The sequence below is a fragment of the Serratia myotis genome, from assembly GCF_027474885.1.
Classification (GTDB): Bacteria; Pseudomonadota; Gammaproteobacteria; order Enterobacterales; family Enterobacteriaceae; genus Serratia; species Serratia proteamaculans.
The window spans coordinates 820360-841787 of sequence record NZ_CP099707.1 but is presented as its reverse complement, the minus strand read 5'-3'; the positions used below and the strand labels follow the sequence as shown (position 1 = coordinate 841787).

General features: G+C 54.4%; 21 protein-coding genes and 1 pseudogene. 7 read left to right on the top strand and 15 right to left on the bottom strand.

What is annotated here, in order from left to right:
• Nucleotides 1-16: 16 nt before the first annotated feature.
• The 3 genes from chbC to NHG65_RS03795 all read right to left on the bottom strand — a co-directional run bounded on the left by chbC (nt 17) and on the right by NHG65_RS03795 (nt 3118).
• Nucleotides 17-1378, bottom strand: a complete 1362-nt coding sequence (gene chbC / locus NHG65_RS03805) for a PTS N,N'-diacetylchitobiose transporter subunit IIC (protein ID WP_012005283.1) — start codon at nt 1376-1378, stop codon at nt 17-19.
• Between the two features lie 11 nt (nt 1379-1389).
• Nucleotides 1390-1707 carry a PTS sugar transporter subunit IIB gene (locus NHG65_RS03800; RefSeq protein WP_020825274.1) on the bottom strand — a complete coding sequence of 106 codons (318 nt, stop codon included), beginning with the start codon at nt 1705-1707 and terminating at the stop codon, nt 1390-1392.
• Between the two features lie 493 nt (nt 1708-2200).
• Nucleotides 2201-3118, bottom strand: coding sequence for a LysR family transcriptional regulator (locus NHG65_RS03795; RefSeq protein WP_499182950.1), 918 nt, complete (start codon nt 3116-3118; stop codon nt 2201-2203).
• 106 nt (nt 3119-3224) lie between these two features.
• On the opposite strand from NHG65_RS03795, the gene NHG65_RS03790 reads away from it, so the two are divergent.
• The 3 genes from NHG65_RS03790 to NHG65_RS03780 are packed head-to-tail and all read left to right on the top strand — an operon-like array spanning nt 3225 to nt 6095.
• Complete coding sequence (locus tag NHG65_RS03790) at nt 3225-4028, top strand: SDR family NAD(P)-dependent oxidoreductase (protein ID WP_499182949.1); 804 nt, start codon at nt 3225-3227, stop codon at nt 4026-4028.
• 49 nt (nt 4029-4077) lie between these two features.
• Nucleotides 4078-5049 (top strand): aldo/keto reductase, encoded by a 972-nt coding sequence (locus NHG65_RS03785; protein WP_261416465.1) that lies wholly within the window; start codon nt 4078-4080, stop codon nt 5047-5049.
• 35 nt (nt 5050-5084) lie between these two features.
• Nucleotides 5085-6095, top strand: coding sequence for an NHL repeat-containing protein (locus NHG65_RS03780; RefSeq protein ID WP_499182948.1), 1011 nt, complete (start codon nt 5085-5087; stop codon nt 6093-6095).
• A gap of 156 nt (nt 6096-6251) precedes the next feature.
• Here NHG65_RS03780 and NHG65_RS03775 read toward each other — a convergent pair.
• Nucleotides 6252-7169 (bottom strand): annotated as a pseudogene (locus NHG65_RS03775) (nucleotidyl transferase AbiEii/AbiGii toxin family protein).
• Nucleotides 7162-7935, bottom strand: a complete 774-nt coding sequence (locus NHG65_RS03770) for a type IV toxin-antitoxin system AbiEi family antitoxin domain-containing protein (protein ID WP_499182947.1) — start codon at nt 7933-7935, stop codon at nt 7162-7164. The pseudogene NHG65_RS03775 and the gene NHG65_RS03770 overlap by 8 nt, the downstream one beginning before the upstream one ends.
• 362 nt (nt 7936-8297) lie before the next feature.
• Between NHG65_RS03770 and mutS the strand changes: the two genes are divergently transcribed.
• Nucleotides 8298-10853 carry a DNA mismatch repair protein MutS gene (mutS, locus tag NHG65_RS03765; protein WP_099062790.1) on the top strand — a complete coding sequence of 852 codons (2556 nt, stop codon included), beginning with the start codon at nt 8298-8300 and terminating at the stop codon, nt 10851-10853.
• A gap of 80 nt (nt 10854-10933) precedes the next feature.
• On the opposite strand, the gene rpoS is transcribed toward mutS, so the two are convergent.
• From rpoS to ftsB, 8 genes are all read right to left on the bottom strand, one after another.
• Nucleotides 10934-11932 (bottom strand): RNA polymerase sigma factor RpoS, encoded by a 999-nt coding sequence (gene rpoS / locus NHG65_RS03760; RefSeq protein WP_099062789.1) that lies wholly within the window; start codon nt 11930-11932, stop codon nt 10934-10936.
• Nucleotides 11933-11985: 53 nt separating this feature from the next.
• Complete coding sequence (gene nlpD, locus NHG65_RS03755; protein WP_198404416.1) at nt 11986-12972, bottom strand: murein hydrolase activator NlpD; 987 nt, start codon at nt 12970-12972, stop codon at nt 11986-11988.
• A 325-nt stretch (nt 12973-13297) separates the two neighbouring features.
• Nucleotides 13298-13924: a protein-L-isoaspartate(D-aspartate) O-methyltransferase gene (locus tag NHG65_RS03750; protein WP_012005278.1), complete on the bottom strand. Its 627-nt coding sequence runs from the start codon at nt 13922-13924 to the stop codon at nt 13298-13300.
• Entirely contained in the window at nt 13918-14679 is a 762-nt protein-coding gene (gene surE, locus NHG65_RS03745) for a 5'/3'-nucleotidase SurE (RefSeq protein WP_499182946.1), read from the bottom strand. The genes NHG65_RS03750 and surE overlap by 7 nt, the downstream gene beginning before the upstream one ends.
• Before the next feature lie 268 nt (nt 14680-14947).
• A complete protein-coding gene (truD, locus tag NHG65_RS03740) occupies nt 14948-15994 on the bottom strand; it encodes a tRNA pseudouridine(13) synthase TruD (RefSeq protein ID WP_219015424.1) in 1047 nt (348 codons plus the stop codon).
• A 4-nt stretch (nt 15995-15998) separates the two neighbouring features.
• Complete coding sequence (gene ispF, locus NHG65_RS03735; protein ID WP_012005275.1) at nt 15999-16472, bottom strand: 2-C-methyl-D-erythritol 2,4-cyclodiphosphate synthase; 474 nt, start codon at nt 16470-16472, stop codon at nt 15999-16001.
• A gap of 10 nt (nt 16473-16482) precedes the next feature.
• Nucleotides 16483-17190 (bottom strand): 2-C-methyl-D-erythritol 4-phosphate cytidylyltransferase, encoded by a 708-nt coding sequence (gene ispD, locus NHG65_RS03730; protein ID WP_099062784.1) that lies wholly within the window; start codon nt 17188-17190, stop codon nt 16483-16485.
• A gap of 3 nt (nt 17191-17193) precedes the next feature.
• Nucleotides 17194-17514, bottom strand: coding sequence for a cell division protein FtsB (gene ftsB / locus NHG65_RS03725; RefSeq protein ID WP_012005273.1), 321 nt, complete (start codon nt 17512-17514; stop codon nt 17194-17196).
• Between the two features lie 406 nt (nt 17515-17920).
• Between ftsB and NHG65_RS03720 the strand changes: the two genes are divergently transcribed.
• From NHG65_RS03720 to NHG65_RS03710, 3 genes are all read left to right on the top strand, one after another.
• Nucleotides 17921-18691: a basic amino acid ABC transporter substrate-binding protein gene (locus NHG65_RS03720; RefSeq protein ID WP_099062783.1), complete on the top strand. Its 771-nt coding sequence runs from the start codon at nt 17921-17923 to the stop codon at nt 18689-18691.
• Nucleotides 18692-18916: 225 nt separating this feature from the next.
• A complete protein-coding gene (locus tag NHG65_RS03715; protein ID WP_051922616.1) occupies nt 18917-19636 on the top strand; it encodes an amino acid ABC transporter permease in 720 nt (239 codons plus the stop codon).
• Nucleotides 19620-20342 carry an amino acid ABC transporter ATP-binding protein gene (locus tag NHG65_RS03710; RefSeq protein WP_099062782.1) on the top strand — a complete coding sequence of 241 codons (723 nt, stop codon included), beginning with the start codon at nt 19620-19622 and terminating at the stop codon, nt 20340-20342. The genes NHG65_RS03715 and NHG65_RS03710 overlap by 17 nt, the downstream gene beginning before the upstream one ends.
• Before the next feature lie 52 nt (nt 20343-20394).
• Here NHG65_RS03710 and NHG65_RS03705 read toward each other — a convergent pair whose 3' ends face one another.
• Both NHG65_RS03705 and cysC read right to left on the bottom strand, forming a co-directional pair.
• The gene (locus NHG65_RS03705) at nt 20395-20712 is read right to left on the bottom strand and encodes a DUF3561 family protein (RefSeq protein ID WP_012005269.1); all 318 of its coding nucleotides are present in this window, start codon (nt 20710-20712) and stop codon (nt 20395-20397) included.
• Nucleotides 20713-20797: 85 nt separating this feature from the next.
• Nucleotides 20798-21427, bottom strand: a complete 630-nt coding sequence (cysC, locus tag NHG65_RS03700) for an adenylyl-sulfate kinase (protein WP_099062781.1) — start codon at nt 21425-21427, stop codon at nt 20798-20800.
• Nucleotide 21428 lies beyond the last annotated feature (1 nt).

The window sequence follows — 21428 nt, the reverse complement described above, 5'->3', positions numbered from 1 at the left end:
CTGCCCCAGACTGCAGTTAGAATTTCAACGCTTTGGCGATGTCTTCTTCGCTTTCCGTTGCCTGATCAATCTGGCTCTGCGCCTTGTTGGAGATCATCACAAACGGCAGGTAAATCAAGGTCGCGACGCCCAGGTTGAAGAAGCTCAACAACATGGCGACGATACTGCCGTTAGTGTTGAAGAACGCCCCCAGCCCCACCGGCATGGTCCACGGTGCAATGTTGGTGATTGGCGGGATCAGCCCGGTGTAATAAGCCACCGTGGTGATGATCGTCAGCACCGGCTGAACCAGGATAAAGGGAATAAACATCACCGGGTTCATAATCACCGGCAGACCGAACAGAATAGGTTCGTTGATCTGGAAGATGCCCGATGGCGTCGCCAGCTTGGCAACCTGACGATAATCTTCGCGGCGTGAAGCGATAAAGATGGCAATGATCAGCCCCAGCGTCGACCCCGTCCCACCCAGATAGATGTAGGAGTCAACAAACGGCTTCGCCCACATGTGGAACTCTTTACCGGCAGCCACTGCCGCTTCGACAGAACCATACTTGTTGTACAGCTCTACGTTCTCCAGCGCGAATGGCGTCATGATGCCGCTGTCCAGCGCGGCCAGTGCCATCGAACCATGCACCCCAAAGAACCACAGCAGTGAGGAGAACATCACATACACCCAGCCCACTACGCTGCCCATTTTCGCCAGCGGTGCCGAGATGCTGTCCATAATGATTTGGTGGAAGTTGGTTCCCCACAGCGTCAGGCAATAGGCCAGTACGCCCATGATCGACAGGATAAGAAAGCCGGGGATCAGGGCCGAGAACGAACGTGACACTGAAGAAGGTACGCTGTCCGGCAGGCTGATCACCCAGTTGCGGCGCACCACAAAGGTAAACATCTCTGCCACCACCAGGCCGATCACCATACCGGAAATAATGTTGGCACCGCCCAGCCAGTTAGCGCCTACGGCATAGGCCTCACCGACGCTGAACGGGGTCACCGTCATAAAGGCGGCAACCGCCAGCAGAGCCGCGGCCAGTGGATCGACCTTGCGCTCTTCGGCTAAAGCCATGCTAATAAAGAAGGGCGTCATCAGGGACATAATCCCCAGGGTGCCGTTATAAACGCTGCCACCGATGGCCTTCAGGCCATTCAGCGTCTCAATGGTGGACGCATCCAGCCGCACCCCCATTGAAAAGAAGAACGAGCCTTCACCGAAGCTGAGGAACACGTTGTTGATCAGCACGAACATCGCCCCGGTCAACGTCAGCGGCATTAATCGAATGAACCCGTTTTTGATGGCATTAACATGGGGCTGTTTACCAATTTTCACAGCAAAAGGCAGAATGACCTTTTCCAACGAGGCAATTAACGTATTCACGGCAGACCCCTTTATTGGTTAGCTTTTTTTATAGTGGCGACTGCGGCCTTCAATACCCCAAGGCCATCGAGCTTGCCGTATAAAGCAGAGTCGATCACTTCGACGGGCTTATTGGGCAACTGCTTCTGTACTTCGGCCAGCGTATAGGCAATCTGCGGCCCCAGCAGGATCAAATCGGCCTCAGCGCCCTTTTCTGCTGCCAGCGCCTCCGGATAAGCGGCAATGATTACCGGCACTTCGTACTTCTCGGCTTGCGCTTTCATTTTGGAAACCAGCAGGGAAGTCGACATACCGGCAGAACAAAACAGATAGATTTTTTTCTTTTCCATACCCAATCCCTCAAGATAATCAAAAAAGCCCCGTGTCATTTGTTTGCCAGATGCAATAGCCATTGCCTCACGCACATTCCTTATGAAAATTTCCGTCACTTTGCCCTGGTTGCAGACAGTATACGGAGGCATTGCAGCGGATCGGTAAGCCATCAGCATAGAGAACCGTCTCTGCTTGACCTGCCTGATTGACCCTCTTCACATTTCACATAAAAAAATAGTGTGATCGACGTCGCAAATAACCTTAAATTACTGAATAAATTCGATAAAAATAACCAAAAAACAATTATAAACAATAAGTTATAAACATGCAGGGTATTTATGGATCATTCGACGCGCGGGACCAGCCATCGCTCGATAGATGAACAAAAAATCGTTCGCCCTTGATTAGCCGACTTCAACAAGACGGGACGATTCGACAGAGGAAAACCAGAGGTAAAATGGCAGGGATTTTGAGCAAAGGGCGTTTGCCGGATGAGGTCTGGACTCGGAGCTATGACTCCGCGGGATTATTCTCCTGGCTGGGATAACGCATGACATTGATCACCGTGGTCAGTGCCACTGGATGGTTTCTGCGGTTCGGATAATAAAGATAAAAACCAGGGAACGGCGCGCACCAGTCAGCCAACACTCGCTCCAGCCGCCCGGTTGCCAGATGTTCATTCACTTCTTCCTCGATAGCGAACGCAATGCCTGCGTGAGCTAACGCAGCCTGCAACATCAGTCTCGCGTCATCCAGTATCAGCGGGCTGTTCACCGAGACGGAAAGCGCCTGAGTCCCTTTTTGGAATATCCACTTGTAGAGCTCTCCTGAGGCAATCTTTCGCCATCCGATACAGCGATGACTCAACAGATCTTCAGGATGATTCGGCTTGCCGTACTGTTGGAAATATTCAGGGGTTGCCACAATGGCCAGCCGCAAATCAGGGGTAACGCGCACCGCCCGCATGTCGTTGTGCAGATCCTTTCCGAGCCTGATACCGGCATCAAAACCTTGTTCAACGATATTGGCAAAGCCCTCTTGCGCCACGATTTCCAGCGTAATTCCTGGGTAATCACGGGCCAGTCGCCCCAAATGAGGGACCAGCGCAAGTTCTATTGCCGTTCGCGGCGCATTGATCCGCACCAGCCCCTGGGGCTGTTCGCGGAAGGTATTCAGGCTTTCCAGTGCGGTATCTATATCCGTAAACGCCGGTACCAGCTGCGCCAACAGATGTTCACCGGCCTCAGTCGGCGCTACGTTACGGGTAGTCCGATTCAACAGACGAATACCGACCTGCGCCTCCAGCTCGCGCATCGTATGACTGAGCGTTGGCGGCGTCACGCCAAGCCTGGCGGCTGCCCGTCTGAAACTGCGTTCCTGAGCAATGGCGACGAAAGCCACCAGCCCTGACAAGTCGGTTTTTTTCATTGGATTGATATAAATAATCTAATAGTGAAGTGAATTTTTAACGGATAGTTATCCTTTTCGCAACAACATAGCATGGTGAGGTGTTCAATTACTGAGTATTAATACCATGACTCACTACGCTGATGCTGTACAAACGCCCTCCCGTAAACGTCTGGAGGGGAAAGTCGCCCTGGTTACCGGCGGGGGCACCGGTATCGGGCGCGCCGCCGTACTGGCCTATGCTCGCGAAGGGGCGAAAGTCATGCTGGCCGGGCGCCGCGCTGCAGAGATAGAAGCCACCGCTCATGAGGTTGTGCTGGCCGGCGGAGAAGCGCTGGCCGTGGTGGCGGACGTTTCACAGGAAGAAGATGTCCGTCGTTTGCTCGCCAGAGTCAACGCGCACTACGGACGACTGGATATCGCCTTCAACAACGCCGGTATTCTCGGCAACTTTGTGCCGATTCATCAACAAACCAGTGCAGATTTCGACGCGGTGATCGCCATCAACCTCAGGGGCGTGTGGCTCTCGATTAAATACCAGGTCGAGACTTTCCTGGCGCAAAACTCGGGCGGCGTGATCGTCAACACCTCTTCCTGGCTCGCCAAAGGCGCACTTGCCGGATCATCAAGTTATTCCGCCAGCAAGGGAGCACTCGATTCGTTGATCCGTGCGGTAGCGCTTGAGTATGGCAATCAGGCTATCCGTATCAACAACATCAATCCCGGCATCATCGACACGCCAATGGCCCACAGCAGCATATCCGACGCATCCGCCTTTACGCCTTTCATCGCACATACGCCCGCCCAACGTCTGGGTCAGCCTGAAGATATCGGTGATGTCGCCGTCTGGCTTTCGACGGATGACGCCCGCTTTATCACCGGACAAAGCATTTTGGTGGACGGCGGCTACACCATCGCCGGTATGCGCTGAGAGATAACCCTGTCGACACCCAGCTCGACGAGTCCCCGGAGGGAAGATGATGAACTATGTGCGCCTTGGAAATAGCGGTCTGAAAGTCTCCCAGCTTTGTCTGGGCTGTATGACCTATGGCGATCCCGGTTGGCGTCCCTGGGTATTGCCAGAAGATCAAGCCCGCCCCTTCATCCGGGAAGCGCTGGAAGCCGGAATTAACTTTTTCGATACCGCCAATATCTATTCTTCAGGCGAGAGTGAACGCATTCTCGGGCGTGCGTTGAAGGATTTTGCCCACCGCGATGACATGGTGATCGCCACCAAGGCATTCTTCCCGATGGGCGAACAGCCCAACAATCGCGGCCTGTCACGCAAACATATCATTCAAAGCGTTGAGGCCTCGCTGCAACGTCTGGGGACTGATTATCTCGATCTGTTCGTCATGCACCGTTTCGATGAGGAAACCCCGATTGAGGAAACGGCCGAAACGCTCGATGCGCTGGTGCGGGCCGGCAAGATCCGCTATCTCGGCGCGTCCTCGATGCAGGCCTGGCATTTTATGAAAATGTTGGCGTTTCAACGCCATAACAAATTGGCCGCCTTTATTTCCATGCAAAGCCAATACAATCTGGTCACGCGTGAGGATGAAGAGGATCTCATCCCGCTCTGCCTGAAGGAAGGAGTCAGCCTGACTCCGTGGTCGCCATTGGCGAGGGGGTTACTGGCAGGGGCAAAAGGAGCCGGGACGCTACGCGCCGAAACCGACGAACAAGCGCCCCGCTGGTACGGCGACAGAAAAGAAGTCGAACAAAGCATTATGGCCGTTGAAAACATCGCTGCCGAGAGAGGCGTTCCGGCGGCCCAGGTCTCTCTGGCATGGGTGCTGGCCAAAACGGTGGTTGCTGCGCCGATTGTCGGTATGTCCAAGTCACATCACCTCCAGGATGCGCTCAAGGCGCTCTCTCTCACGCTGTCCCATGAGGAAATCGCACAACTTGAAGCACCGATGAAAGAACAGACTCGCCTTCAGCGTTGGTAGGACTTCGCCCCATCATCAATCACAGGAGAGGCTCAATGTTATACGCTATAAACTATCGCCCGGCACAGGCTGCGCTGGTGGCCTTTATGCTCGCCATGACAACGCCTGCGGTTTCCGCTGCCGTCACCGCTGCGCCGAACGCCACCTGCAACTCGTCCAATCTGACATTACCGCCGGGCGCACTCTACCCTAATGGCATTGCCCGCGCATCCGACGGCACCCTGTATGTTGGCCTGGTGACCAGTGGCCGCATCCTGCGCAAACGCCCGAACGAAGATTGGGAGACCTTCTTTGCCGGCGCCGATACCGTTTTCGCCTCAACCACGCTGCGGTTGGATGAACAACATGGGCTGTTATGGGGAAACTCGCCGGATTTCCTGCCCACAGGAAAAACCCGCGCCCATCGCGTTTTTGCCCTGAATGTCTCCAGTGCCACCATTAACCGCAGTTTGACCTTACCAGAGGGGGGAATGGGCAATGACCTGGTTCTCGCCAAAGATGGCACGGTTTATCTTACGGAGACCAAAGCGGGCAGCATCATGAGGCTACGCCCGGGTGAAGACAACTTTCAGATCCTCTTCCGCGATAAACGTCTGGCTGGTCCCGAGGGTATCGGTGCCGCAGGCATTGTTCTGTTGAATGACCGGATAATGGCGGTTGCCAACTTTGGCAGCGGAAAGCTCTATACCCTGAGCTATGGGGAGGCGACGCCGCAACTGACTGAAATCCTGCTGCCTCGCACTATCGAAAATCCGGATGGGATGGGAATGGCACCAGACGGTTCGCTGATCGTGCTCGAAAATGGCATTAAAAGCGGCCAGGGCAGGATCCTGCGAATTACCGATCCCGATGCTGCCGGTATGCATTCTATTGAAGTTATTCGTGAGGGAATGGAGTCGCCGGTCAATCTGGACATCACGCCACAGGGCTGCGCCTTTGTCACTGAATCGCGTATTCGCCACCGCCTGCTGCCCGGCCACGAAGCCGAAGTACCCGACAGCTTTCGTATTTACCAACTTCCACTGCCCTTATCCGCCGCCAACTGACACTTCAACCTTTCTGGGCTTGTTGGAGAATATACTCCACAAGTCCAGCGCCCTATTTTTGGGCCTTCTTCATTTTCGCATAACCGTAAAAAACGATGCGGTTTATAAAACACCACAAAGTGACACTCAGAGTGAATGTACAGTCAAAATTTTAAACTACCCTATCCACCCGGCAAGAGTCTCCTCAAGCTTCACCAACGCCTGAATGTGTTTCTCTTTTGGCATACGACCAATATTTTGGAGCTTCCACCTCACCGCAGGTAAATACTGAATCTGGTTTTCGGGAGCAAGGCTCCAATCCGGTTCACCGCGCTTGAAAGACATCAGAAAATCACAATCCCGCTGAGTAAATTGTACTTTGAGAGCCGTCACCATTAATTCGGGTATCGCATTGAGTTCTTCCAGAGAAACCATATCGAATGTCATTCCGTTAAATTCATTCGCATACAGTTCAGAGATATTTTTCCAGCGGGGGTTCAGTACCTCTGATAATGGACGTGGATGTCCCAGCAGATAGGTGATAAATCCATTAAAGATTTGGCGATCAATACCTTGTGTTTCGAGTAGCATTTTGACGTCATAGAAATCGCGAGGATGTTGCCTATCCAATGCAGCGCAAAGCTTGCCACCATAGAGATCGACAAGTGATACAACCTGAATGGTTGCAAAACCGAACTCGTTTTCGACCGCTTCAACAACATCACGTTCTTCTGAAGGATACAGAGGGCCTCGTGCGACAGGCGAAACTTCAATCTTAATCTGTGCCTGCTGAGAATAAACAACAATGCGCATTTCATCAGAGTTATTCGTTTGTAGCACCGCCGAAATACCCGCCTGTTGTTGCAGTATTTCAGCGATACGTGTCAAGGCCGCCCGAACATTTGGCAATGCCACATCTCTGTTTTACAGCGGAATATAAGCCAAATCAATATCAACTGATAAACGTGGAAACTCGCGAACAAACAAGTTAATCGCCGTCCCACCCTTTAGTGCAAAGCAGCGCTCTGATGCTACGACAGGTAATGTACTGAGTAGCAACGCCACTTGGCGATAATAGGGTGAATGCTTATCCATGTGAGATCTCTTTGCTAACAAAACTCTCTGGAACCGTGATCTGATATTTTTGGTCCAGCTTGCCACCCGATACGATCTGTCGCTTTCCTGCCCCTAAATCAATGTTGGTTTTATCTATTCGCTTAACCCATGCATGAGCATAGTGATCGGCCAAAAACAGATAAAGGCGGTTAGTTTGCACTGCTCGACTGGATTGCAACAATGCTTCGACTTTACGTGGACTCAGGTTTACCAGGCCCTGAAACAGCTCCGCTGCATGCTCAAATGAAAGCGAACCTGGAACGGCGTTAGCAACCTCGTAAGCCGCTAACTCCGGCACACTCGCCTTTAACCGCTCGCCCTTAATTTCTACCTCGGTCAGATATTTTCCGTCATGCATATTGAGCTTCTGATTTGAAAGTAAAAGCCACTCAACATTGGGAAATTCTTTGAACCACTTTGGCAATGAAGCTTTATTTTCAACACAGAGCCAAATCACCTGGCGCGTTAACTGAAGATAATGAGAGCGTCCTTGATAGGTCAGACTAGTAAGCCCTGCCAGATGTACAGAAACCCCAAGTTGATGTTGCAGGCATAGAACTGCATCACTCCACAGAGGCTCACGCCCACTCCTCACGTATACTCCAGCACGTAGTTTTTGCAACCAGTCGCTGTGCATATACTTATTGGCCAAAGAAGGGCTGATGCCATTTTTCGTCAGCCAGGACTGCAAAACCAAGGATCCCGGTGCCGTATTCTGCAAAAGCCAGTTTAACTTTGATGACATAGATTCACCCTTGGTTTAACAATAATGAAAATAGTAAACTCCCGAGTGAGTATCATGTCAATGTTGAACGCAATTAATACAATGGCCAGGTGGCCGAGTTTTAAGCGAGGTTCTGCTCGGTATAGGTCCTTGCAACCTCATCCCCCGTCTTGCAAACCGACTTTGCGTAAAGCTTCCCATTTTTACCTGTGACAGCCGATTGCCCGCTGGGCTAGTATAGCGACAGTATTAAGGGCTTATTGATCCTTAACGCCGTCAACCACAGCCTATTGAGTGGTTTTTTTATGCCACGGCGTGACCCCGATGATGACAATCAAAATCGCAACCAACTTTAAATTCAATGGATTGGAAACAGTAATCTTATGAATAGTACCGACAAGCTCGATTCACATACGCCGATGATGCAGCAGTACCTGCGCCTTAAGGCCCAGCATCCCGAGATCCTGCTGTTCTACCGCATGGGCGACTTCTACGAGCTGTTCTATGACGACGCTAAACGCGCTTCCCAACTGCTGGATATCTCGCTGACCAAACGCGGTGCCTCAGCAGGGGAGCCTATCCCAATGGCCGGCGTCCCCCACCACGCGGTAGAGAACTACCTGGCCAAGCTGGTGCAGCTCGGTGAATCTGTCGCCCTGTGTGAACAAATCGGCGATCCGGCCACCAGTAAAGGTCCGGTGGAGCGCAAAGTGGTGCGTATCGTCACGCCAGGCACCATCACCGACGAAGCCCTGTTGCAAGAACGTCAGGATAACCTGCTGGCGGCCATCTGGCAGGACGCACGCGGCTTTGGTTACGCCACGCTGGACATCAGCTCCGGTCGTTTCCGCGTTGCCGAACCGGCAGATATCGAAACCATGGCGGCAGAGTTGCAGCGCACCAATCCCGCCGAGTTGCTGTACCCCGAAACCTTTGAACAGATGTCGCTGATTGAACAGCGCCACGGCCTGCGCCGTCGTCCACTGTGGGAATTTGAACCTGAAACGGCACGCCAGCAGCTTAATCTGCAGTTCGGCACCCGCGATCTCACCGGTTTCGGCGTTGAACAGGCTCATCAGGCGCTGCGCGCTGCCGGTTGTCTGTTGCAGTACGTTAAAGATACCCAACGTACCTCATTACCGCATATCCGCGGGATCACCATGGAGCGCCAGCAGGACGGCATTATCATGGATGCCGCCACGCGGCGTAACCTTGAGCTGACTCAGAACCTGTCCGGCGGCAGCGAAAATACCCTGGCGGCGATCCTCGACTGTAGCGTGACGGCGATGGGCAGCCGCATGCTTAAGCGCTGGCTGCACATGCCCACCCGTGACATCAAGGTGCTGAATAACCGCCAGCAGGCAATTGGCTCCCTGCAGGATCTGTATGCCGATTTGCAGCCTTCGCTGCGCCAGGTCGGCGACCTGGAACGCATACTGGCCCGTTTGGCGTTGCGCAGTGCCCGTCCACGCGATTTGGCGCGTATGCGTCATGCTTTCCAACAATTGCCGGATATCCATGCGTTGCTAAAAGGGGTAGAAACCCCCTATGTGCAACAGTTGCTGTCACAGGTCGGTCAGTTTGATGAACTACAGGATTTGCTGGAACGCGCAGTGGTTGAAGCCCCGCCGGTGCTGGTACGTGACGGCGGCGTGATCGCTCCCGGTTACAACAGCGAACTGGATGAATGGCGCGCGCTGGCCGATGGTGCCACCGACTATCTCGACCGTCTTGAGATCCGCGAGCGTGAAAAGCTGGGGCTGGATACGCTGAAGGTGGGCTTCAATGGCGTGCATGGTTATTACATCCAGGTCAGCCGCGGGCAAAGCCATCTGGTGCCGATCCACTACGTGCGCCGCCAGACGCTGAAAAACGCCGAACGCTACATCATTCCAGAACTGAAAGAATATGAAGACAAGGTGCTGACCTCGAAAGGGAAAGCGCTGGCGATCGAGAAAGGGCTGTACGAAGAGCTGTTCGACCTGTTGTTGCCGCACCTGGGTGAATTGCAACAAAGCGCCGGTGCACTGGCCGAGCTGGACGTGTTGGCCAACCTGTCTGAACGTGCAGAGACGCTGAACTACGCCTGCCCGACCATGAGCGAACAACCCGGCGTGCGCATCACCGAAGGCCGCCACCCGGTCGTCGAGCAGGTGCTGAGCGAGCCGTTTATTTCCAACCCGCTGTCGCTGTCACCTCAGCGTCGGATGTTGATCATTACCGGCCCAAATATGGGCGGTAAAAGTACCTATATGCGCCAAACGGCGCTGATCGTGCTGATGGCACACATCGGCAGTTATGTGCCGGCGAGCAAGGCGGTCATCGGCCCGGTAGACCGCATTTTCACCCGCGTGGGCGCAGCGGACGATCTGGCCTCCGGGCGTTCTACCTTTATGGTGGAGATGACCGAAACCGCCAATATCCTGCATAACGCCACCGAAAACAGCCTGGTGCTGATGGATGAAATTGGCCGCGGCACCTCAACTTATGACGGTTTATCCCTGGCCTGGGCCTGCGCCGAGAACCTGGCCAGCCGCATTAAAGCCATGACGCTGTTCGCCACCCATTACTTTGAGCTCACCACCCTGCCGGAAAAAATGGAAGGCGTGGTTAACGTGCATCTGGATGCGCTGGAACACGGCGACACTATCGCCTTTATGCACAGCGTGCAGGACGGCGCGGCCAGCAAGAGTTATGGTCTGGCGGTTGCTGCACTGGCCGGCGTACCGCGTGAGGTGATCAAGCGCGCGCGCCAGAAGCTGCGTGAACTGGAGGCCATTTCCAGCCATACCGCTACCGGTACCGTTGATGCCACCCAGATGACGCTGCTGAATGAGGAAACCTCACCGGCGGTTGAAGCACTCGAGGCATTGGATCCGGACTCACTGTCGCCACGTCAGGCGCTGGAGTGGATTTACCGTCTGAAGAACATGGTCTGATCCTGCATAAACTGCAGGCATAAAAAAACGGTGAGCATGATGCTCACCGTTTTTATTTTGATGCGATTCGACTGTCGACGTTACTCGCGGAACAGTGCCTCAATGCTCAGGCCCTGCATTTGCAGAATTTCACGTAAACGGCGTAAACCTTCAACCTGGATCTGGCGTACTCGCTCGCGAGTCAGGCCAATTTCACGGCCCACATCTTCAAGCGTTGCCGCTTCGTAGCCCAACAGGCCAAAGCGACGCGCCAGCACTTCACGCTGTTTGGCGTTCAGTTCGAACAGCCATTTAACGATGCTCTGTTTCATGTCATCGTCTTGCGTGGTGTCTTCCGGTCCGTTGTCTTTCTCGTCTGCCAGAATATCCAGCAAAGCCTTCTCTGAATCCCCGCCCAACGGCGTATCGACAGAAGTGATACGTTCGTTCAGACGCAGCATACGGCTGACGTCATCGACCGGCTTGTCGAGTTGCTCTGCAATCTCTTCAGCGCTCGGTTCATGATCCAGTTTATGAGAAAGCTCGCGCGCGGTGCGCAAATAGACATTCAGTTCTTTAACAATGTGGATAGGCAAGCGGATGGTACGGGTTTGGTTCATGATCGCCCGTTCAATCGTCTGCCGGATCCACCAGGTTGCGTAAGTCGAGAAACGGAAACCGCGTTCTGGGTCAAACTTTTCCACCGCACGGATCAGACCGAGGTTACCCTCTTCAATCAGATCCAGCAGCGCCAGGCCGCGATTGCTGTAACGGCGGGCGATTTTCACCACCAACCGCAGGTTACTTTCAATCATTCGGCGGCGGGACGGCACGTCACCGCGCAGTGCACGCCGCGCAAAATAAACTTCTTCCTCTGCGGTCAGCAGCGGAGAATAACCGATTTCGCCAAGATAGAGCTGCGTCGCATCCAATACGCGTTGGGTCACGCCTTGTGACAACAACTCTTCTTCCGCTAAATCACTCTCACTGGCCTCTTCTTCAACCAGTGTTTTTTCGTCGAATGATTCCGCTTCCGTTGCGTTCTCGTCGAAATCCGCATCGTCATGTAACTCGTTAACTTTCAGCGTATTTTGGCTCATATGCTGCTCCTACCCGTGATACCGCGAGCAGAATACAGCGTATTCTGCCCAATCTATCGCTGCGGAAGATAACGCAGCGGGTTTACGGATTTCCCCTTGTAACGAATTTCAAAATGCAAACGTACTGAACTGGTTCCGGTGCTACCCATGGTGGCTATTTTTTGACCCGCCTTCACTTCTTGTTGTTCCCGGACCAGCATTGTGTCGTTGTGAGCGTAGGCGCTCAGGTAATCATCATTGTGTTTGATGATGATTAGATTACCGTAACCCCGTAAAGCGTTGCCTGCGTACACTACACGACCATCGGCGGTAGCGAAGATTGGCTGCCCACGAGTCCCGGCGATATCGACACCTTTATTCCCACCTTCTGATGAGGAAAAGTTATCAATAATCTTACCGTCAGTCGGCCATCTCCAGGTACTTACTGGGGCGCTGTTGCTGACGGTGCTGCTCACTGGTGGAGCAACTACCGGTGCGGTAACAGGGGCTGTTGCGGTAGTTGCCGCCACTGCACCTGCTGTAGGCAACATCTTACCTACATTCTGTTTACCCGAATTATCAGAATACGCGTTAGTTGATGGAGAATCAACCGTTGCAGTTTGTATCTGAGAGGTCGATGGCGGCTTCGGAACACCGCCGCTGGTTGCGTCTGTTGCCGCCAGCATGCCGCCGTTTCCGTTGGCAGAACCATTACCAAGCTGAATGCTTTGGCCGACATTCAGGCTGTATGGTTCAGGAATATTATTGCGCTGGGCCAGGTCACGGTAATCGTTTCCGGTGATCCAGGCGATGTAAAACAGCGTGTCTCCGCGCTTAACCGTATAGGTATTACCGCTGTAGCTCCCTTTGGGGATCGAAGTGTAACTGCGGTTGTAAACAATGTGCCCTTCAGCATTAGCCTGTGATCCAGCATTGCCGGATGCAGCGGCTCCGCCACCGTCCACACTACTAATAGGGGCCGATGTCGACTCAGTGTTCGAACAACCTGCCAACCACAAACTTACCATCGTACACACCGCAACCCGGCGTAATGTAATCATTGGGCTTCCCGTGCTCATGCTTCCCCCATGACAGCAATATCAGCGATATATCCAAATACCCTTTACATGGTAGCTGAGCTTTTAACATTCTCTCGATTTCTACCCTGAAAGGTGCCCACGGCCGATCCCTGAACGTCAGGAAATCCTCATGCCGGAGCCTCAAAACAGCGCGCCAATGCTAACCACATTAGCGCCGCTGCACCATAAGACAACTGCGCAGAAAGGCAATTGTATTGAAAATTAGTTTTATTGAAACGTTAAAACATTAACCGGAGGTGATGAAAGTGCAACAGATTTCGTTTCCTGTCGAAAATTCAGACAATCGCTAGGCCAATTCGCCCTTCACCAGGGGAACAAAACGCACCGCTTCGACGGTATCGATAACAAATTCGCTTCCCTGGCGCCGAATGTACTTCAGCGTTTGGGCCTGCTCACCGACCGGTAACACCAGAATGCCACCGTCGTCCAACTGCTCCATCAGCGCCGGGGGGATCTCCGGTGGTGCCGCCGTGACAATGATGGCATCAAACGGCCCGCGCGATGCCCAGCCCTGCCAGCCATCGCCGTGACGGGTGGAAACATTGTGAAGATCGAGTTGTTTCAACCGGCGCTTGGCCTGCCATTGCAGCCCTTTGATACGTTCAACAGAGCAAACATGCTGCACCAGATGCGCCAGGATGGCGGTTTGATAGCCGGAACCGGTACCGATCTCCAATACCCGGGAGGTTGGCGTCAGGTTCAGCAGTTCGGTCATGCGTGCGACCATATAAGGTTGGGAGATCGTTTGGCCGGAGCCAATGGGTAACGCGGTATTCTCATAGGCCTTGTGTTCAAGTGCTTCATCAACAAAACGTTCCCGCGGCACTGCTTCGATCGCCTGCAGCAACCGTTCGTCCCGGATCCCCTGTTGACGCAGCTGCGTCAGCAATGTTTGCATACGCTTGTTCACCATTCCCCGCCGACCCTTGCTTTGGTTAACCACGTTTTTACCACGTCCTGAGCCGCATAGGCGGTTAAATCCACCTGCAGTGGCGTGATGGCCACATAACCTTGTTCTACCGCAGCGAAATCCGTGTCTGGCCCGGCATCAAACTTATCACCCGGCGGCCCGATCCAATAGAGATTTTGCCCGCGCGGATCTTGTTGACAGAACACCTTGTCAGCCGGATGGCGGCTGCCGCAGCGGGTCACACGAATGCCCTTAATCTGGTCCAGCGGCAAATCCGGCACGTTAATATTCAGAATTTTACCGGTTCGCAACGGTTCCCGCAGTAACGCACGCAGTACCCGACAGGTGATCGCCGCGGCGGTCGCATAATGCTGATGGCCGTTCAGCGACACGGCCAGCGCAGGCAACCCCAAATGACGCCCTTCCATAGCAGCCGCTACGGTGCCGGAATAGATAACGTCATCCCCCAGATTAGGCCCGGCGTTGATACCGGAAACCACGATATCCGGCGCAGGCTGCATCAGGGCATTCACACCCAGATACACACAGTCGGTCGGCGTTCCCTGCTGTACGGCGATATCGCCATTGGGCATCGTCAGGGTGCGCAATGGGGATTCCAGCGTCAGCGCATTGGATGAACCACTGCGGTTACGATCCGGTGCCACAACTTGAACTTCGGCGAACTCTCGCAATGCCGCCGCCAGCACCTGAATGCCCGGGGCGGTCACGCCGTCGTCATTACTCAGCAATATCCGCATAAGAGGTTGTCTTCTTTTTTATCTCTCAACCTGACCCTTTTTAAGCGGGCCGGCTATTTAACTACTCGGAATGAACGCCCAAAAGGAGGGGCTTAACCAGCAGATATTATGTTCACTCCCCCCGGCATGTCCAGTCACCAAGGGAAAAGACGAATTTTCGACCGGCTTCGGCACACTTCTTAACACCAAAAACCGCAGACAGGGCCAATACACCTCATGGTGCCGTCATGCTCCAGACGAAAAAAAACCTGCCTAAGCAGGTTTTCTATTACTCGCTAATATCCGCATCACTGCTGTCCTGCCGCATAATTTCGCGCACCACGCTGGTGGCGAAACTGCCGGCCGGTAGCCAAAAACGCAGTTCAACGGTGGCATCATCCCACCAGTCCCACTGCATATTTTTTGGCTGTAACAACAGCGCACGGCGGGCCGGATCAACACGTTCACGCTTTAAAAGCGCCATCAGTTCCGGTTGCTCCAGCAAACACTGCTGTTCAAAATTTAACGCTTCACCGGCGGTGCCCGGCTCGCCGTCACCCGGCAAGGGGGCGGTAATCATCAGTTCGCCGGCATCCAGCCGCTGTTGCAGCGCTTCCAGCTCTTCAGGCTTGGCAACAAACCAACTGCCACGACCACTGAGTTGCAAGGCATCTCCTTCCAGCACGGTATATTGCTGCTGATTGGCCAGACGCCGGCTGGCAATCAGATTAAACAGCGCACTGCGGCTGGCAGAAAGATAAAAACTGCGCTTGCTGCGTTCTTTAACCCGGATCTCATCATTCGCCCAACGGCGCGCCATCACCAGATTATTGCCGCCGCGACCAAAGCGCTGGCTGCCAAAATAGTTCGGCACACCGCTGGCCGCAATCGCCTGCAGACGCGGTTCGACATTCTGACGGTCGGAAATATGACGCAGTACCAGCGTGAAGGCATTGCCTTTCAGCGTGCCAATACGCATTTTGCGCAGGTGGCGAGCGCTAGCCAGCACTTCGCAGCCCTCCAGTGAGAACTGAGTAAAATCGGGGGTTTCTTTACCCGGCAAATGCAGGCAGAACCACTGCTCGGTCACCGCATGACGATCTTTCAGACCAGCATAACTGACAGAGCGGGCGTGAATACCGGCAAAGCGCGCCAGATAATCGGCGACAAACTGGGTGTTGCAGCCATTTTTGCGGATGTTCACCAGCACATGTTCGCCTTCGCCGTCCGGCTCAAAACCCAGGTCTTCCACCACCACGAAATCTTCCGGGTTGGCTTTCAACACGCCGGTGCTCTGCGGCTGGCCATGCAGCCAGGTCAGGTTAGTCATATCCATGCGCTTATTCCTTGATCAACAAGGCAACCGCTTCGCAGGCAATACCTTCGCCGCGCCCGGTGAATCCGAGCTGTTCGGTGGTGGTAGCCTTAACGTTAACGTCATCCATATGGCATTGCAGGTCTTCCGCCAGGAAAACGCGCATTTGCGGGATATGCGGCGCCATTTTAGGGGCCTGGGCAATAATGGTGATATCCAGATTCCCCAGACGGTAGCCTTTGGCGCGGATACGTTTCCAGGCCTCACGCAGCAGCACGCGGCTGTCGGCACCTTTGAAAGCGGGGTCTGTGTCCGGGAACAGCTTGCCAATATCCCCCAACGCCGCCGCACCCAGCAGGGCATCGGTCGCCGCGTGCAGCGCCACATCACCGTCGGAGTGGGCCAGCAAACCTTTTTCATAAGGGATACGAACACCACCGATCACCAGCGGCCCTTCGCCACCAAATTTATGTACGTCAAAACCGTGACCGATACGCATGATGCGCTCCTTAATTGTCCAACTGAGTTAAATAGAAGGCCGCCAGCGCCAAATCTTCCGGGCGCGTGACTTTAATATTGTCCGAGCGTCCACTGACCAGCAACGGATGATAGCCACAATGCTCCAGCGCAGAGGCCTCATCGGTGACCGTCGCGCCGTCGTCCAACGCGCGCTGCAGGCAAAGTTTAAGCAAGGCCAGCGGGAATAGCTGCGGCGTTAACGCATGCCACAGGTCCTGACGCTCAACGGTATGGGAGATTGCACTGTGACCCGGCTCGGCACGCTTCATGGTGTCACGTACCGGTGCGGCCAAAATCCCCCCCACCTCGCTGTGTTCGGTGATCGCCAACAGGCGTTCCAGATCGTCGGCATGCAGACAGGGCCGCGCAGCATCGTGTACCAGCACCCATTTTGCCTCACCGGCCAGTTGCAAGCCGGCCATTACCGAATCGGCGCGTTGCTGACCGCCGACGGTGACCCGCACGCGGGGATCCCTGGCAATAGGTAACTGGTGAAATTGCTGGTCATCGGGGCCGATCGCCACAATCACCTGCGGAATACGCGGATGGCGCAATAGCGCGTGGATCGCATGCTCAAGAATGGTTTGGTGGCCGATGGTTAAATACTGCTTCGGGCAATCCGCCTGCATACGGCTGCCGATACCGGCAGCGGGCAGGACGGCAATCACCGGTGGAACGGTTCCTGCGGAGTGATTCATGCGTTACTTTTGTAGGTTATTTTGCGAGGAGGACGCCGCGTTGCGTCTGGATTGATCAGGAACCAGACGATAGAAAGTTTCACCGGGCTTAATCATGCTCAGTTCATTGCGCGCACGCTCTTCGATCGCTTCCTGACCGCCGTTCAAATCGTCGATTTCGGCGAACAGCTGATCGTTACGCGCTTTCAATTTCGCATTGCTGCCCTGTTGGACTGCAACGTCATCATTGACCCGCACGTAATCGTGAACACCATTTTTGCCCAGCCACAGTGAATACTGTAACCAACCGAGCAATGCCAGCAATAACAGCGTAAGTTTTCCCATCTCCGCCCCCTGAAAAACCGCCTAATCATCCCACAACTTTTCGTTGGACTCCACACTGAGAACGGCATTTCACCGCCAAATTCAGAGTAGGATGAGAATTTCTTGAGTTTATAACCTAAATTCGCGCCGAAAGCGGCAAAAAAAACCACTTTCACCCGATAAGACACAGATCGACAGCACCGCCTTCCCTCAATCAGGGTTTTTCTCGGTTATGCAGCAAGAAAAACTGGCTGCCCCGTCGTTTTGCCAACGCTTCCGCCGACCACGAACGAAAAGTGCATATTTAACACTATTGAAAATTCCATCATCAGGTAGGAGTTGTGTTTTTATTCATTAAGGATTATTTTTATGCACTCATAGTGCATAAATAAATCCAATAGATAACTTTTAATTACCGGGGATAGTGATGTTAAAACGCTTAGTTCTGATTGGCGCCTGCCTGGCCGCCACCCTGTCGGCTTCTGCCCTGGCAGCCGAACCTACTTACGTCGTCGGCTCCGGCGGCACCTATCGGCCGTTCGAATTCGAAAACAGCAACAAACAGCTGGAAGGCTTTGATATTGATATCATCAAGGCCGTGGCCAAGGCCGAAGGCTTCCAGGTCAAACTGGTGAATACGCCGTGGGAAGGGATCTTCGCCACGCTGAATTCCGGCGATCGCGACATCATTATCTCCGGCATCACCATCACCGACAAACGCAAGCAAATGGTTGATTTCTCTGCGCCTTACTTCCCGGCGGAGCAGACTATCGTGGTGCCTAAAGACTCTAACGTGAACTCCATCGCCGCGTTGAAAGCGCTGAAGGTCGGTGTGGTGAACTCCAGCACCGGCGACATTGTGGTATCCGACGTGCTGGGCAAAAACAGCACCGCCATCAAACGCTTCGACAACACCCCGCTGCTGTTGCAGGAGCTGTACGAAGACGGCATCGGCGCCGCCGTGGGCGACGTTGGCGTGGCCAAGTTCTACATCAAAACTCACCCGGAAAAAGAGTTCAAACTGGTGTCCGACGCCAAATTCGAGCGTCAGTATTTCGGCATTGCCGTTGCCAAGGGCAACGAGGAACTGCGCGGCAAGATCAACGCCGGCCTGAAGAAAATCATCGCCGACGGCACCTACGCCAAAATTTACCAGACCTGGTTTGACAGCAACGTGCCGACGCTGCCTGCCGAATAACTCAACAGTTGCCTGCAACCGGAAAACACTCGCAGGCAGGCGTAGCGAGCTAAGTCATCTCGGGTGCGGGTAGCGCGCAGCCACCGGAATGGACACAACGTCCATGAGGATGGCGAGCACAGCCCAAGCTCGAGATGACGACGCGCAGTAGCCTAAACACTCTTAAAGAAGGATCCGACCTTGAATTTCCGTTGGGAGATTATCCAGGAGTACGCCCCGCTGTTTATGGAAGGCGCCTGGATGACCATCAAATGCACCATTATCTGCGTGATATTGGGCACCACCTGGGGGCTGCTCCTGGGGTTAGGCCGTCTGGCGCAAGCACCGCACGGCATCTGGAAACCGATACTGCATTACGGCGTCCAATGGCCGGTGCGCATTTATATCAGTGCCTTCCGCGGCACACCGCTGTTTGTGCAGATCATGGTGGTGCACTTTGCCCTGGTACCGTTGTTTATCAACCCACGTGACGGCCTGCTGGTCACCAACGGCCTGATGAGCAGTGACTTCGCCCGTGCGCTGCGCTCCGACTACGGCGCGTTTCTCTCCTGCGTCGTGGCGATTACGCTCAACGCCGGTGCCTACGTCTCGGAAATTTTCCGTGCCGGCATTCAGTCAATCGATCGCGGCCAGATGGAGGCTTCACGCTCACTGGGCATGAGCTATGGCAAAACCATGCGCAAGGTGATCCTGCCACAGGCATTCCGTCGCATGCTGCCACCGCTGGGCAACAACGCCATTGCCATCGTCAAGGATTCCTCACTGGCCTCCGCCATCGGCCTGGCCGATCTGGCCTATGCCGCCCGGACGGTTTCCGGCGCCTATGCCACCTATTGGGAGCCCTACCTGACCATTTCGCTGGTCTATTGGGTCCTCACCTTCCTGCTTTCGCTGATGGTGCAACACATGGAAAAGAGGTTCGGGAAAAGTGATTCGCGTACATAATCTGCAAAAACAATTCGGCGAAAGCCACGTACTGCGTGGCATCTCCTGCGAAATCGCGACCAACGAAGTGGTCTGCGTCATCGGCCCGTCCGGCTCCGGTAAAAGCACCTTCCTGCGTTGTATCAACGCGCTGGAAACGCTTTCTGGCGGCGAGGTCCTGGTTAACGGTTTTGCCATACACAGCCAGAAAACCGATCTCAATAAAATGCGTGAGAGTGTGGGGATGGTGTTCCAGCGCTTTAACCTGTTCCCGCATATGACGGTGCTGGAGAACATTATTATGGCGCCGATGGGGGTGAAAAAGCTGTCGCGCGCCGACGCCGTCCTGCGCGCAGAAGCGCTGTTACGTAAAGTGGGTCTGTTGGACAAGATTGACGCCTATCCCAGCAGCCTGTCCGGCGGCCAACAACAGCGGGTGGCGATTGCCCGGGCGCTGGCGATGGAGCCGAAAATCATGCTGTTCGACGAACCCACCTCAGCGCTTGATCCCGAGTTGGTCGGCGAAGTGCTGGCGGTCATGAAGTCGTTGGCACACGAAGGAATGACCATGGTGGTGGTCACCCACGAGATGGGTTTTGCCCGCGAAGTGGCCGATCGGGTGTTGTTTATCGATCAGGGGATCATTCAGGAAGAAGGCACGCCGCAGCAGATTTTCAGCCAGCCTGCCAACCCGCGAACTCAGGCTTTTCTAAGCAAAGTTTTGTAACCTTCGGCACGGCTTTGCAATGCTTCGGGCGCAGGCAACTGCGCCCGCTCTCTCACCAACCGGTCAGAAAACTGAATACCAGCCAGAACAGACACAGCACGATAGCGCCAGTCAGCAGCAGCGTCAGGATCAGACGGCCACGCAACAGCATGCTGAGCGTAATGCCAATCAGCACCGAAACCGGCATCAGGGCCAGGAAGAACGGCCAGGTGTAGAGCAGGAAGAAGAGGGTGTTGGAGCCATAGACCACGAACGGCACCGCGAACGCCAGCCAGTAGAAAACAAAGCCACAGACGCCGCCCAGGAAAGAATAAGAGGGTTCCTCTTTCTCCTGGTTTGAGTCAATCAAGATAGGCGAGACATTTTGCATAGTGATCCCTGGTTATTCGGCACGCTCTTCGGCGGGCTTAGCGTAAAAAGCGTATGACGCAAAAACGCCACACGCTTTTCTGAATTCAGGGTTTGATAATAGCCCGACCACGCAGCACGTCTAACAATTGCGCAATCAAATTTGTTACCAATTGTTGGCCATCAAGGTGAATATCCGGCCGTTGCGGTGCCTCGTAAACCGAGTCAATTCCGGTGAAATTACGCAGTTCGCCGGCGCGGGCTTTTTTGTACAATCCCTTCGGATCGCGCTCCTCACAAATCGCCAGCGGCGTGTCGACAAACACCTCGATAAAGCGATCTTCATCAAGCAGTTGGCGCACCATCTGCCGTTCTGCGCGGTGCGGTGAAATAAACGCGGTCAGCACCACCAGTCCGGCGTCCACCATCAGTTTGGACACTTCACCCACGCGGCGAATGTTCTCGCGTCGATCGTCATCGGAAAAGCCCAGATCTCGGCACAGGCCATGGCGCACGTTATCGCCATCCAACAGATAGGTGCTGACGCCAAGGGCGTGCAGCGCCTGCTCCAGTGCACCGGCGACGGTGGATTTACCCGAGCCGGACAGCCCGGTAAACCACAGCACCACGCCTTTATGGCCATTACGGGCTTCACGATCCGCACGCGCTACCGCATGCGGGTGCCAGACCACGTTATCGTCCTCCGGCCCGGTTGGCCGTTGCTCTGCATCGGCCACG

Coding starts and splice junctions, on each gene's coding strand:
- NHG65_RS03800 (WP_020825274.1), bottom strand. CDS start 1,707: ATGGAAAAGAAAAAAATCTATCTGTTTTGTTCTGCCGGTATGTCGACT.
- NHG65_RS03795 (WP_499182950.1), bottom strand. CDS start 3,118: ATGAAAAAAACCGACTTGTCAGGGCTGGTGGCTTTCGTCGCCATTGCT.
- NHG65_RS03790 (WP_499182949.1), top strand. CDS start 3,225: ATGACTCACTACGCTGATGCTGTACAAACGCCCTCCCGTAAACGTCTG.
- NHG65_RS03785 (WP_261416465.1), top strand. CDS start 4,078: ATGAACTATGTGCGCCTTGGAAATAGCGGTCTGAAAGTCTCCCAGCTT.
- NHG65_RS03780 (WP_499182948.1), top strand. CDS start 5,085: ATGTTATACGCTATAAACTATCGCCCGGCACAGGCTGCGCTGGTGGCC.
- NHG65_RS03770 (WP_499182947.1), bottom strand. CDS start 7,935: ATGTCATCAAAGTTAAACTGGCTTTTGCAGAATACGGCACCGGGATCC.
- mutS (WP_099062790.1), top strand. CDS start 8,298: ATGAATAGTACCGACAAGCTCGATTCACATACGCCGATGATGCAGCAG.
- rpoS (WP_099062789.1), bottom strand. CDS start 11,932: ATGAGCCAAAATACGCTGAAAGTTAACGAGTTACATGACGATGCGGAT.
- nlpD (WP_198404416.1), bottom strand. CDS start 12,972: ATGATTACATTACGCCGGGTTGCGGTGTGTACGATGGTAAGTTTGTGG.
- NHG65_RS03750 (WP_012005278.1), bottom strand. CDS start 13,924: ATGGTGAACAAGCGTATGCAAACATTGCTGACGCAGCTGCGTCAACAG.
- surE (WP_499182946.1), bottom strand. CDS start 14,679: ATGCGGATATTGCTGAGTAATGACGACGGCGTGACCGCCCCGGGCATT.
- truD (WP_219015424.1), bottom strand. CDS start 15,994: ATGGATATGACTAACCTGACCTGGCTGCATGGCCAGCCGCAGAGCACC.
- ispF (WP_012005275.1), bottom strand. CDS start 16,472: ATGCGTATCGGTCACGGTTTTGACGTACATAAATTTGGTGGCGAAGGG.
- ispD (WP_099062784.1), bottom strand. CDS start 17,190: ATGAATCACTCCGCAGGAACCGTTCCACCGGTGATTGCCGTCCTGCCC.
- ftsB (WP_012005273.1), bottom strand. CDS start 17,514: ATGGGAAAACTTACGCTGTTATTGCTGGCATTGCTCGGTTGGTTACAG.
- NHG65_RS03720 (WP_099062783.1), top strand. CDS start 17,921: ATGTTAAAACGCTTAGTTCTGATTGGCGCCTGCCTGGCCGCCACCCTG.
- NHG65_RS03715 (WP_051922616.1), top strand. CDS start 18,917: ATGGAAGGCGCCTGGATGACCATCAAATGCACCATTATCTGCGTGATA.
- NHG65_RS03705 (WP_012005269.1), bottom strand. CDS start 20,712: ATGCAAAATGTCTCGCCTATCTTGATTGACTCAAACCAGGAGAAAGAG.